The sequence below is a fragment of the Sphingomonas radicis genome (assembly GCF_051400635.1).
Classification (GTDB): domain Bacteria; phylum Pseudomonadota; class Alphaproteobacteria; order Sphingomonadales; family Sphingomonadaceae; genus Sphingomonas.
Genome location: NZ_JBLFFG010000003.1, coordinates 272,943 through 286,502, shown reverse-complemented (window position 1 = coordinate 286,502; position 13,560 = coordinate 272,943). Strand labels below are relative to the sequence as shown.

Below are 13,560 nucleotides of genomic sequence, written 5' to 3'. Positions count from 1 at the left end.
AGACTCGAACGTTTCGGTTGCAACGCCGATAACGCGAACGATTCGCATTTGCAACTCCATCCTCTCCGTGCAGGGGAGGATCAGCGCCCGAGCAGCACTCGGGCCTGGCCGGCGATCTGCGCGAGCATCGCCGCGTTGGGCGCCGCCGTCTGGCGCGCGCGCCGCACGAGCGCTGCGAACTGCTCGACGCGCGGCCGTTGCGCTTCGAGCCAGGTCTCGACGGCCGCTTCCGGATTCTCGTCGGGCAGCCGCGCCAGGAATTCGAGACGGAGCTGCTGGAAGTCACGCGCGAGGCCGGCGATGAGCAGCCGTTCCCAGGGATCGCCGGTGGTGATCCGCGCGGCGGTCGACTGCGCCCAATCGAGCCCCAGCACCTGCCCCAGATGGGTGAAGGCGCGGGTGAGCACGGTTTCGTCGACTCCCTTGCGCACGCCCAGGTCGGCAAGGCCCACCGCCCCGTCCATCTCGAACAGCCGAACGACCCGTGCGACGAGTTCGGCAGGCGCGCCGGTGGCTTCGAGCCGTGCGGAAATGCGTGCGCTCTGCGTCCGCACTTCCTCGAGCAGCAGCGTCTTGGTTTCGCGACTCAGTGCGTCGATCCCGGGCTTGAGCCGCGCGACGACTTCCGCCGGACGGGCGCCGGGCGCGCAGACGCGGAGCAGGTCGGCGATCTGCCCGCGCACCGCCACGGCGATCTCCTCGAGCAGCGCGAGCCGCGCGCCTTCGCCGATCGCCGCGCTTTCGACCGCAGCCCAGGTGGCAGGCAGATCGAACAGCCGTTCGGCAGCGACGAACATCGAGGCGATGTCGCCCATCGCCGCCCCTTCCTCCTCGGCCAGCTCGAAGGGGTGGAGCACGCCGAGGCGGTTGACGATGCGATTGGCGAGCTTGGTGGCGACGATCTCGCCGCGCAGGCGGTGCGCCTCGATCGCGCCGGCGAACCGCGCCTGCATCTCCCTGGGGAAAGCGGCGAGCAGGTCTTCGCGCAGCTCGGCGTCCTCTCCCAGCCCCGCACGCTCGATCGCGTCCTGCAGCGCGAGCTTGGTCGAGGCGAGCAGCACCGCCAGCTCGGGCCGGGTCAGCCCGCGGCCATCCTGGGCCCTGCGCAGCAGCTCCTCGTTCGGGCCCAGCCCCTCGACCGCGCGATCGAGCCGGTTCGCAGCCTCGAGCATCTCGATCACGCGGACATAGCTCGGCAGCGAGACGGCGCCGTCATTCTCCATGAACGAGAGCGCGAGCGTCTGGAGGCGGTTGTCCTCCAGCACCAGATGCGCGACGTCGTCGGTCATGTCGGCGAGCAGCGCGTTGCGATCGTCGAACGCCAGCCGCCCCTCGGCCATCTCGCGGTTGAGCGCGATCTTGATGTTGACCTCGTTGTCCGAGCAGTCGACGCCGGCCGAATTATCGATGAAGTCGGTGTTGATGCGCCCGCCCTTGCCTGCGAAGGCGATGCGTGCGGCCTGGGTGACGCCCAGGTTCGCGCCTTCGCCGATCACGCGCGCGCGCACATCCTCGGCATTGACGCGGAGCCGGTCGTTGGCCGGATCGCCGACGTCGACATGGCTTTCCGACGCCGCCTTCACATAGGTGCCGATGCCGCCGAACCACATCAGATCGACCGGCGCCTTGAGGATCGCAGTGATCAGGCCGGCAGGATCAATCTCGGCCACGTCGATCCCCAGCGCCTCGCGCACCTCGGGACTGAGCGGAATCGATTTCTCGGTCCGCGCAAAGACGCCGCCGCCCTTCGAGATCAGCGCCGGATCATAGTCGGCCCAGCTCGATCGCGGCAGCGCGAACATGCGGTTGCGCTCCTCCCAGCTCTTGGCGGGATCGGGGTCGGGATCGAGGAAGATGTGGCGGTGGTCGAACGCGGCTACCAGCTTGATCGCCTTCGACAGCAGCATGCCGTTGCCGAACACGTCGCCGGACATGTCGCCGCAGCCCGCGACGCGCACCGGCTCGCTCTGCACGTCGACGCCGAGCTCGAGGAAATGGCGGCGGACCGAGATCCAGGCGCCTTTGGCAGTGATTCCCATCGCCTTGTGGTCATAGCCGTGGCTGCCACCGCTCGCGAAGGCATCGCCCAGCCAGAAGCCGTGCTCAGTGGCGATCCCGTTGGCAACGTCGGAGAAGGTGGCGGTGCCCTTGTCGGCGGCCACGACGAAATAGGGATCGTCGCCGTCGAGCACGGTCACGCCCTCGGGATGCACCACTTCGGTGCCGACGATGTTGTCGGTGATCGAGAGCAGCGCGCGGATGAAGATGCGGTAGCTTTCGGTCCCTTCCGCGAACCACGCATCGCGATCGACTGCGGGCGAGGGGAGCAGCTTGGGGTAGAAGCCGCCCTTGGCGCCGGTAGGCACGATCACTGCGTTCTTCACGCGCTGCGCCTTCATCAGGCCCAGGATCTCGGTGCGGAAATCGTCGCGCCGGTCGGACCAGCGCAGCCCTCCGCGCGCGACTGGGCCGGCGCGCAGGTGGATGCCCTCCACGCGCGGGCTATAGATCCAGATCTCGCGCCAGGGGAGCGGCTGGGGCAGGCCTGGCACCTTGCTCGAATCGAGCTTGAAGGCGAGCGCTTCGCGCGCGGCGGGGGCGAAGGCGTTGGTGCGCAGCGTGGCCGCGACGACTCCCTTCAGCGTGCGCAGGATACGATCGTCATCGATCGCTGAGACCTTGTCGAGCCCGGCATCGATCGCGCGCGTCGCCGCCTCGACCGCTGCTTCGTCGGACGCCCGGGCCGGATCATGCGCCGCTTCGAACCGCTCGATCAGCGCATTGGCAACCGCCGGCGCGCGGCGCAGCGCATCGACCACCGTCGCCATGCCATAGCTGAGGCCGGTCTGGCGCAGATAGCGGAACCAGGCGCGGAACAGCACCACCGAGGCCGGACGCATCCCCCCCTCCACGATCAGCCGATTGAAGCTGTCGTTCTCGGCGCTTCCTTCGAGCACGGCGGCGATCGCGCGCTCGATCGTCTCGAAATCGGCAGCGGGCGAGGGGATGCTGCCGACAAGCGCTACCTTGAAATCATGGACATAGCCGCCGTTGGCGAGCTGGGTCGGGACTTCCTCCATGACCCGGAAGCCGAAATTCTCGAATACCGGAACTGCGTCCGACAGGGCCAGCGCGCCGCTCTGGGTATAGAGCTTGAGCCGGTATTCGCCGGGCTTGTCGGCAACGGGTGCGATGCGCGCCGAGCGGCTGGCGGACCCTTCGAGAGAAGCGATGCGCAATATGTCGCGCGCCGCCTCTTCGGGCGTGCTCGTGGCGCGATAGACGGGTGGGAACGCCTGGGCATAGCGCAGCGCGAGCCGCGTCGCTCCGGTTCCGGCCTGCTCACCCAGCGCGGCTTCCACCGCGGGCACCCAGCCGCGAACCATGCGCTCGAGCTGGCGATCGAGTTCGGCGGCATCGGGCATCACGCCGCCCGCGCGCAGATCGAGCGTGTAGCGCAGCAGGGCTACCACGCCGTCCTCCAGTGCGATCGACCAGCTGATCAGCTTGGCGTTGGCGGCTTCGCACAGCATCTCGCCGATCGCGACGCGGCGGTCGGTGGCGACTTCGTCGCGCGGCAGCCAGACGAAGGCGAACAGATGGCGGCCGAGCAGCGAGCGGACGAGCACCAGCTTGGGGCGCGGCCGATCGGCGACCGACATCGATGTGAGCACCAGCGTCTCGAGCGAGGCGGGATCGAAGGCAGTGGTCAGGTCGTGCGGAAGCGCAGTGAGCGCATGCGCCATCGCCTTGCCGGTGTGCCCCTTCGGATCGAAGCCGAACTTCTTCTCGAACGCCCCCAGCCGGGCGCGCAGCACCGGCACGTCCTCGGGCGCGGCGAACAGCGCGGCGCTCGTCCACAGTCCGGCGTGGATCGAAAGCCCAGTGACTTCGGCGCCGGTGAGGATGGGGACCACGATGATGTCCAGCGGCGCGCGGCGATGGACTGTGGAAATCGAATTGGACTTGAGCAGCAGCGGCGCCTCGCCGCCCGCCTTGAAATAGTCGAGTGCCGCGCGGCGTGAGGTTTCGGCGAGGATCGGCGTTTCCAGATCGTAGCGCGTCAGCCCCAGCTGATCCGAAACCGCGCCGTCGGCGCGCCATTTCTCATGCCCGAGCAGCGTCATCGCGCCTTCGCAGAACCAGCGCAGCAGCGCCGCGCCTTCGGCCGACGGGAGTGTGCCGGCATCGGACGATATCGCAGCCTGGAGCGCGCGCCAGTCGTCCACGGCGTCGCGCACCTGATCGAGCGTGCGTTCGAGATCGGCGACCAGCGAGCGGCGCTTGCGGGCGTCGCCGCGATCCATCTCGATATAGATCATAGATTCGGCAGCCCCGCTGCCGATCGAGACGAGCCGGCCCTCGCCGTCGCGCTCGACGGGGATCACCGGGTGGATGATGCGGAAGATCGCAAGATCGTGCGCAGCGATCGCGGCAGAGATCGAATCGACCAGGAAGGGCATGTCGTCGTTGACGACGGCCAGCCGCATCCGGCGGCGCTCCTCGTCAAGATAGGTCTCGATGCGGATGCGCGGAGTTCCTGCCGCGCGCACCGCCGCAGTCTGCGCGACGAAGCCCGCGGCATCGGCGCGCTCCGCTTCGTCAAACCCCTCCAGCTCGCCCGGCAGTGCTCCTTCGAGCAGCCGCGCCTCGAACGCCTGCGTCAGCGACGTCATCATTGTCTTCATGGCCGCTTGCTATGCGCGCGCGGCTCCGCGACCTCAAGGCTTGAGGTGAGGAAAAAGTATCAATTGCGACCAGGTCGGGCTGCGGCCGGGCGGATTTTCCATTGGCTCCGGCCGGTCCAAGGCGCGCCAGCTCGGCGGCGATCTGCGCCTCGGTCGCCGCGTCGGCCCTCTCCTTGCCGTTGATCACGCCGTAGATGAAATCGACCGACCCACCGCTGGAGGAGAAGGGCAGCAGGATGCCGCGATAGAGGCTGTTGCGGTCGCGCAGGTCGACGCATTCCGCCTCGAATCCGATCGGCGCGCGATTCGCGATGACCTGGCGGCAAAGACCGGGCAGGCGGGCGAGCAGTGATCCGGCCGGAGCCTGATCCATGTGCACGATCGGCTCGGCGATGCCGCATTCCGCGCGCAGTGTCGCTCCGAGATGGCGGATCACCGGGTTACGATCGTCTGCCGCGAAATCGAGCAGCACGCCGTGCGGCGCGAAACGGGCGATGGCTGCGGGATCAAGATCGCCGATCGCCGGAAGGTTGCCCCCGCGAAGTAGCGTGGCCCAATGATCATAGGCGCGCGCGTGCATGCGGCGCTCGCCTGCACCCACGCGGACCGGGACTTCGATCCGCGCCTCGTCCCCCGCAGGCCGTGGCGCCGGATCGAACGGCCTCCCAAATTCGTGCGCCATGTCCATGCGCCTGCTCCACTTCGGGCGCTAACCCATTGTCTCATCGGGGGCTTGCACGCGGTGTGGTAAACAGCGCGTAAAGCGGGGAGCGTCGGCGGAAGGCACCCGCAATCATACGGACAGGCGGGCAAAGAGAATCGCAACGCTTGTCAGTCAGGAATCATGCTGGTAAGCGCGCGCTCTCTTCCGAGGCTAGGCGCTTCGGACGGGCCGCTTTAGCTCAGCTGGTAGAGCATCGCATTCGTAATGCGGGGGTCACAGGTTCGAGTCCTGTAAGCGGCACCACTTTCCAGATCATCTGCAAGTCGCGCCGTCGCAACCGCTTTTCCGGCTCGTTGGCCTATGAGGACGAAAGCGGCCTTAACGCGCGCGGCCAAGTCGGGTTAGAGTCGGCATTCTTGCTCACGGCACATCGGATCGACATGCTCTTTCGTTACACGCGCCGCTGGTTCACGTCTTCGATGCTTCTGGCGCCGGTCTGGGCGTCCGGCGCCCGGGCAACGGCTGCGAAGGAGCAGCGCAAATCGATCCACGACTTCGGTGCGCGCGGGGACGGTGCTACCATCGATACCGGTGCGATCCAGGCGGCGATCGACGATCTCGCCGAGCGGGGCGGGGGAACCGTGGTGGTGCCGCGCGGCGTGTTCGTCAGCGGCGCGCTATTCCTCAAGCCGCGGGTGAACCTCCATCTCGATGCCGGCGCAGTGATCCAGTGCAGCACCGACATGCGCCACTTCCCACCGCAGCGCACGCGGATCGAGGGACATTTCGAGGAAAAGTTCACGCCGGCGCTGATCAACGCGAAGCGCTGCGACGGACTCAGGATCACCGGCCAGGGGACGCTCGACGGTGCCGGGCGACCGATCTGGGACAAGTTCTGGAAACTGCGCAATGCCGCGCCGAACCCGCATGAATTTCCCAATCTGGGTGTCCCGCGCGCGCGGCTCGCGTTGATCGAAGAGTCGAAGGGCGTGGTGGTCGACGGCATCACCTTCCAGGATTCGCAGTTCTGGAACCTCCACCTATACAATTGCGAGGACGTGCTCGTGCGCGGGGCGCGCTTCGAGGTGCCCGACGATTACAAACAGGCGCCCAGCAGCGACGGCATCGATCTCGACAGCTGCCGCAAGGTGACGATCGACGGCTGCTACTTCTCGGTCACCGACGATTGCATCGCGGCCAAGGGCACCAAGGGCCCGCGCGCGCTGGAGGACAAGGACAGCCCACCCGTGGTGAACATCCGCGTGCGCAACTGCCACTTCCGCCGCGGCCATCACGCGCTGGCGTGCGGGAGCGAGGCGACGATCGTCCGCGACGTGATCGTCGAGAACTGCAAGGTGACGGGCGAAATGGCGCTGGTCCGGCTGAAGCTGCGACCGGACACGCCGCAGCGCTATGAAGACATCACTTTCCGCAACATCACGCTCGACAGCGCGGGCGGGACGATCGTTTCCGTCCAGCCATGGTCCCAATATGTCGATCTGAAGGGCGAGGCCCCGCCGCAGTCGATCGTCCGGGGCGTACGCTTCGTCGGCATCAAGGGGCGTTTCGGAGCGTTCGGCACCATCGCGCCCAATCCCGGCCAGACGCAGATCAGCGACGTGCTGTTCAAGGACTTCGACGTGCGGCTGGCTGAGGGCGAACTGAAGGCCACCGAAGTGCGCGGGCTCGGCTTCGAGAATGTCGTGGTCAACGGCAGGTGGGTCGCCGCCCCGCATGGCTGATCAGCTCGCGGAAGCGCCGCGCTCCAGCTCGGCCAGCACGGCGGGAGCCGTGGGTCCGAGGATCAGGTGGAGCCGCGCGCCGCGCGACATCGCTCGCACGCCTGCCGCATGCAGCGCCTGCGGGTCCATCATGGCACCATCGGGGAGATCGACCAGCAGCCGTGTAGCATCGGCGGAGATCCCGCGCGCGCCTGCCTCGTGCAGCAACGCGCCGAGCGCCGCCACATTGGGGAGCGTAGTTCCCGTGGCCGGTGCGCTCGAGGCCAGCGCGTCGCGCACTTCGCCTGCGACTTGATCGGCGATCGGGCCGAGAATCACCTGCACGCCGCTGCCGTCCGCCAGTCGGACGATGCCGCGCGCGCCGAGCGCCTTGAGCGCAACGTCGTCGGCTGCGGCGGGATCGACAAGGACGAGCCGCAGGCGCGTCGTGCAGGCGGCGACGGAGCGGATATTGCCGGCCCCGCCCAGCGCCGCGACGATCCGGTCACCACGCGTTCCCCCGGCGCCTGCGGCCGTGCCTTGCACCGCATCGGCGTCGCGCCCGGGCGTCTTGAGATCGAAGCGGCGGATGCACCAGCTGAACGCGAAATAGTAGATCGCGAAATAGGCCGCGCCGACCGGCAGCAGCATCCAGGGGCGTGTCGCGAGCCCATAGTTGAGCAGGTAATCGAACAGGCCCGCCGAGAAACCGAAGCCGAGCCGCACGCCCAGTGCGTCCATCACCACCATCGCCAGCCCGGTGAGGATGGCGTGGACGAGATAGAGCATCGGCGCGAGGAAGATGAAGGTGAACTCGATCGGTTCGGTCACGCCGGTGAGGAACGAAGTGAGCGCAAGGCTCACCAGTAAGCCGCCGACGCCTTTACGCCGCTCGGGGAGCGCGTTGCGGTACATCGCGAGGCACGCCGCCGGCAGCCCGAACATCATCACCGGGAAAAAGCCCGACATGAATGCGCCCGCGCTCGGGTCCCCCGCGAAGAAGCGCGCGATGTCGCCGGTCGCGCCGCGATAGTCGCCGAGCAGGAACCAGGCGATGTTGTTGATGATGTGGTGCAGCCCGGTGATCAGCAGCAGCCGGTTGAGCACGCCGTAGACGAACAGTCCGAAAGGCCCGGCGCCCAGCACCCAGCGGCTCGCGGTGTCCACCCCCGCCTCGATCCAGGGGAAACCAAGCCCGAAGATCAGCGCGCCGATCAGTCCCGCGAAACCCGCGACGATCGGCACGAAGCGCCGGCCCGCGAAAAAGGCGAGGTAATCGGGAAGCTTGATCGCGTGGAAACGGTTGTAGAGCAGCCCGCTGACGATCCCGGCGGCGATGCCGGCAGGGACGCCGAGCTTGGCGATCTCCTTGGCGCGCCATGCGGCCTGCTCGGCGGGCACCAGAATGTCGGCCGGCACCTGCAGCAGCACCTTGGCGCCTTCGGTGGTGACGAGATAGGCGACCACGCCCGCGAGCGATGCCGCGCCGTGGTTCTCGCGCGCGAGCCCCACCGCCACGCCTGCCGCGAAGAGGAGGCCGAGGTTGGAGAAGATCGCGCTGCCGGCACCTGCGACGAACGCGATGTCGAGCATGTCGGGCTGGCCGAGGCGGAGCAGGAGCGCGGCGATCGGCAGCACTGCGACCGGCAGCATGAGCGCGCGGCCGAGCGGCTGCAGGCGGGTGAGCGCGCGGGAGAAGGGATTGTTCATGTTGTGATTTCCCGGGCGATCGCGCGTACTGCTTCGGGCGATTCCGCGTCGCAGGCGCGCTGGGCGAGCGCGACGCATACCTCCATGGTGAGCCCGCGCACCACTGCCTTGAGGTGCGGGATCGCGGCAGGCGGGACCGAGAGTTCGGTGATGCCGAGCCCGATCAGGATCGGCGCGGCGAGCGGATCGGCGGCGAGCCCGCCGCACATTCCCGCCCAGCGGCCGGCCTCCCGCGCGCCGCGGCCGACTTCGCGGACCAACCGCAGCACAGCCGGGTGAAACGCATCGATCCGCTGCGAGACGCCTGCGTTGCCGCGGTCGGCCGCCAGCGCATATTGGGTGAGATCGTTGGTTCCGATCGATAGGAACGCCGCCTCGCGCGCGATCTGGCCGGCCAGCATCGCGGCAGCCGGCGTCTCGATCATCACGCCGAGCGGAGGCGCGGCGACGCCGAGTTCGGTGACAATCTCGTCGAGCATGACGCGCGCGGCGCGATAGTCCGAAAGGTCTGCGACCATCGGCAGCATGATCCGGCATTGCCCGGCGGGCACGCCGCGCAGCGCGGCGCGGAACTGGAGCCGCAGTAGGTCCGGCCGGGCGAGGCTCAGGCGGATGCCGCGGACGCCCAGTGCCGGATTCTCCTCGGCGGGTATCGGAAGATAAGGCACGGGCTTGTCGCCGCCGATGTCGAGCGTGCGAAGGATCAGCGGGCGATCGCCGAGGGTGGCGGCGATCCGGGCATAGGAATCGCGCTGCTCCTCCTCGTCCGGCGCGGTCTCGCGGTCGAGGAACAGGAATTCGGTGCGCAGCAGCCCGCAGCCCTCGGCACCTGCGCGCACTGCAGCGGCTGCATCCGCGACCGAGCCCAGATTGGCGAATACCTCAATCCGCGTGCCATCCGCCATCCGGCATTCACTTTGGGCAGCGTGGATTTCGGCCGCACGGCGCTCGCGGCTTTGGGCGAGCCTTTCACTCGCTTCCGCCAGCGCCATCGCGTCGGGCTCGACTGCGATTGTCGCTGCATCGGCGTCGAGGATTACCGTGGCGCCATCCTCAATCTCGAGCACGGCGCTGCCCGCCGCGACGATCATCGGAATCCCCGCCGAGGCCGCGAGAATCGCGACATGCGCGGTCGGACCCCCCGCGGCGGTGCAGATTCCGGCGAGCCGGCTCTTGTCGAGCGCAAGGAATTGCGAGGGTAGTAGATCCCCGCCGATCAGGATCGTGTCGGGCGCGAGTGTCGGCGCTGCCGGACCGCTCTCGCCCAGCAGTGTGCCGATTACCTGGCGCTCCAGATCGGCCAGATCCGCCACCCGCTCCATCAACAGCGCGTCTCCGGTAGCGCGGATCAAATCCGCGGCCTCGCGGCTGGCGGCGCGCCATGCGAAGGCGGCGCTTCGGCCCAGCGCGATCTGCCGTTCGGCCGCTGCGGCCAGCTCTGGATCGGCGAGCAGCGCGCGATGCGCCTCGACTACCGCTGCAGCGGTGCCCCCGCTGCCGCTGAGCCCCACCGATACGTGTGCGAGCGCATCGGCGAGCGCGGTGCGCTCCCGCGCAATTCCTGCGCCGTCCACAGGCACGTCGATCTCGGCGAGGCGGAGCTGGAGCGCACGCCCGATCGCGAGCCCCGGCGAAGCCGTCACCGGCCCGCCGCCCTGCGCCCGCACGATGGCCGGACCCGGTTCGGCGGCGTCTTCCTCCGCGATCCGATCGAGCAGCGCCGCCACTGCATCGATGCCGGCGCGGGCATCGGGGCCGGTTGCGGTGATCGTCACGCGATCACCGTTACTCGCGCCGAGGCCGAGCAACGCTACCGTGCTGCGCGCGTTGGCGACGCGCTCACCGTGATGGAATGTCACTTCCGCCGCGAACGGCTTGAGCGCGGCGGCAATCCGCGCAGCAGGGCGCGCATGGATACCGTTCGGAGCTGCCACGATCAGCTCGCGCGTGTGGCGTTCGCCCGGAACAGCTGGCTCGCGCGCCACCGCAGCGGCTGTCCGCGTCACTCGCGCAACCGTGGCGCCTGCATCGATCTGGCGGCCTGGCCTTTCGACGTCGAGCGCATAGCCTTCGTTGGCCACCACCAACGGCGTAATCAGTGCCTTGGCCGCCCCGGCCAGCGCATCGAGATCGAAGGCGATCAGCGGGTCGCCCGCGCGCACCCGGGCACCCGCTGCGAACTTCGGCTCGAAGCCCCTGCCGCCGAGCGCCACCGTTTCGAGCCCGATATGGAGCAGTAGCTCGGCACCATTATCGAGCCGCAACGTCACGGCATGGCCGCTTGCGGGAATTGAAATCACTTCGCTGTCGGCAGGTGCGCGCAGCAGCCCTTCGATCGGATCGATCGCCAGCCCGTCGCCCATCATCCGTTCGGCGAACACCGGGTCGGGGACTTCCTCCAGCGGAGCCAGCCAGCCCGAAAAGGGAGCGATCAGCGTCACCACGTCGCCGGACCTGTCGTTCAAGGAATCAGCTCCACTGCGTCGATCGCCCACATCGGCTCGACGCCCTTGGCAGTGTAGGTGATGCAGAGCGTCTCGTTCCCGGCGCGCGGGCTGAGCGGCGCGACCAGCCGGGTGATCCCCGGGTTACCGGCGGCAGGCGCGAGCGGGAGCATCGCGACGCGCGGCCCCTCGCACCCGCCGGCGCGGACCTCGAACTCGCCTTCGGGAGTCGCGGGGGGCGCGAACTTGATGCCCTCCACGTCCTTGCCGACCTGGAAGTTGAACGGGATCTGCCCGACGCTGAGCGCAACCTGCTTCGCGCCGCCGACCGGCGCCTTTTCCCATAGCCAACAGGGATTGAAGATGTCGGTGACGAAGACCGCGCGCTTGCCGGTGGCGGGATAATCATCCTCCAGCGCGAGCACGACGCGGCTGGTGCAGGTCTTGAGCGTTTCGTCGCTGCGGCGGAGCAGCATTTGGCGCGTGACATTGTCCTTGATAGCGCCAGGAATCATCTCGCCGCGGCGGAGTGTGGCAGCCGTCAGCTCGAACGGTAGCCTGACCTCGAAGGGCTGGTCGTACATTGGTGACCGCTCAGTCACGGGGCTGCCGTCGGTCGTGTAGCGCATGTCCAGCCCCGATTGATTTTCGAGGCGCACCGTCACCCTGTCGCTGCCGGGCACGTAGTCATAGTGGGGCATGATCTCGAAGGCGCTGAAGGCTGCGCTCAGGCCAAGCCCGCGCATCCGCTCCATCTGCGGCAGCAGCCGCTCGACGAAATCGGAATAGGCGCGCCCCTCCTTGGCGGACCAGCCGATTTCGGCCACTGCCGAGGCGCGGGGAAACATCATCCACGCCGCGCGCTTCTCAGTGCGGATATGCTCGGTCCACAGATTTGCCTGAAGCCCGAGGATATGCTTGCGCTGCGCCGCGGGGACCTCAGCGGGCACCGGCTCGAAGTCATAGACGGTCCTGAGCGTGATCAGGCTGCCATGGGCGGGCGGCTCGCTGTCGGCGAAGGCCTGCCGGTTGTTGAGATAGAGCGTCGGCGCGGGGCTGAGAACGGCGTCGTGCCCGGCCTTGGCGGCGTGGATCGCGCCTTCGATGCCACGCCAGGAAGTGATCGTCGCGTCGGGCGGCACATCGCCTTCGAGGATCTCGTCCCAACCGATCAGCTTGCGAGCGTTCTTGCTCAGATATTCGCCGATCCGGTGCATGAACCACGCCTGGAGCGCGGTCTCGTCCTTCAGCCCCAGCGCCTTGATCTTCGCCTGTATCGCGGGCGAGGCCTTCCACTGATCCTTCACCGCCTCGTCGCCGCCGACATGGATGTATTTGGACGGGAACAGCGCCATCACCTCGGCGAGCACATCCTGCAGGAAGGTGAAGGTCGAGTCGTCGACATTGTAGAGCCATGGGAAGACGCCCCAGTCGCTCTCGGTCCCCGGCGGGATCGGCGTGTCGGTGCCCAACTCAGGATAGGCGCGGATCGCGGCGAGCGCGTGGCCGGGCATTTCGATCTCCGGGAGGATCGTGATGCTGCGCTCGGCGGCATAGGTGACGATCGCGCGGATTTCGTCCTGCGTGTAGAAGCCGCCCACTTTCGGGAGCTGCGGCGCGCCCGGTGCGGTGGCGGGATGGCGCCAGCCGGAGACCTCGGTCAGCTTCGGATATTTCTTGATCTCTATCCGCCAGCCCTGGTCGTCGACCAGATGCCAGTGGAGCGTGTTGAGCTTGTTCGCCGCCATCCAATCGATCAGGCTGCGGACATAGTCGGGTGACTGGAAGTGGCGCGCACTGTCGAGCATGAGCCCGCGCCAATGGAAGCGCGGCGCATCGCGCACGGTGAAGCCTGCGACCTGCACCGCGCCGGTGCCCGGCTCCTGCGTCATCGCTTGCCACAGCGTCACGCCGCCGTAGAGCAGGCCGGCGTCGTCGCCAGCAGTGATCGTCGCTCCGTCCGCGCCGACTGCGAGTTGGTAGGATTCGGCTCCCTCGGCGCTGCCGCGCCGGAAGCGGATCGCCGGCCCCTTCGCGTCCGCCACGATCCGCAACTCCAGCCCGCGCGTGCGCCGCACCAGATCGGCGAAGCGGAGCGCGGCATTGTGCGCGCCTTGGTCGCCTGCGGGCACCACCAGCGGCGTGGCGGCGCTGATCGCGAAAACGCCCGGCGCTTGCTCGATCTCGGCGGGAAGGGGAAGCAGGCGCGGGAGCTGCTGCGCGGCGGCGGGTGTCGCAACCCCCGCGAGCAGGAGCGCACAGAGCCAATGGGCACGGTTCACAGGCAGCATGGGCATCAGCTTACGCGGCTTTCGCTTGCGGACAACATAGGC

6 protein-coding genes and 1 tRNA gene are annotated in these 13,560 nt (G+C 68.1%); 2 read left to right on the top strand and 5 right to left on the bottom strand.

Annotated features, from left to right (window positions below; translation table 11 throughout):
* Positions 1-80: 80 nt before the first annotated feature.
* Positions 81-4,688: an NAD-glutamate dehydrogenase gene (locus ACMGDH_RS13770; protein WP_436828530.1), complete on the bottom strand. Its 4,608-nt coding sequence runs from the start codon at positions 4,686-4,688 to the stop codon at positions 81-83.
* On the bottom strand, positions 4,603-5,370 hold the full coding sequence (locus ACMGDH_RS13765) for a PAS domain-containing protein (RefSeq protein ID WP_436828529.1): 768 nt from the start codon (positions 5,368-5,370) through the stop codon (positions 4,603-4,605). The genes ACMGDH_RS13770 and ACMGDH_RS13765 overlap by 86 nt, the downstream gene beginning before the upstream one ends.
* A 209-nt stretch (positions 5,371-5,579) precedes the next feature.
* On the opposite strand from ACMGDH_RS13765, the gene ACMGDH_RS13760 reads away from it, so the two are divergent.
* Positions 5,580-5,655: transfer RNA gene (locus ACMGDH_RS13760), tRNA-Thr, on the top strand.
* A gap of 113 nt (positions 5,656-5,768) precedes the next feature.
* Positions 5,769-7,094, top strand: coding sequence for a glycoside hydrolase family 28 protein (locus ACMGDH_RS13755; protein ID WP_436828528.1), 1,326 nt, complete (start codon positions 5,769-5,771; stop codon positions 7,092-7,094).
* On the opposite strand, the gene nagE is transcribed toward ACMGDH_RS13755, so the two are convergent.
* The 3 genes from nagE to ACMGDH_RS13740 are packed head-to-tail and all read right to left on the bottom strand — an operon-like array spanning position 7,095 to position 13,524.
* Positions 7,095-8,783 carry an N-acetylglucosamine-specific PTS transporter subunit IIBC gene (gene nagE, locus ACMGDH_RS13750; protein ID WP_436828527.1) on the bottom strand — a complete coding sequence of 563 codons (1,689 nt, stop codon included), beginning with the start codon at positions 8,781-8,783 and terminating at the stop codon, positions 7,095-7,097. It lies immediately after the preceding gene.
* A complete protein-coding gene (gene ptsP / locus ACMGDH_RS13745; protein ID WP_436828526.1) occupies positions 8,780-11,248 on the bottom strand; it encodes a phosphoenolpyruvate--protein phosphotransferase in 2,469 nt (822 codons plus the stop codon). The genes nagE and ptsP overlap by 4 nt, the downstream gene beginning before the upstream one ends.
* Entirely contained in the window at positions 11,245-13,524 is a 2,280-nt protein-coding gene (locus ACMGDH_RS13740) for a beta-N-acetylhexosaminidase (RefSeq protein ID WP_436828525.1), read from the bottom strand. Before ACMGDH_RS13740 ends, ptsP begins: the two co-directional genes overlap by 4 nt.
* Between the last annotated feature and the right edge of the window lie 36 nt (positions 13,525-13,560).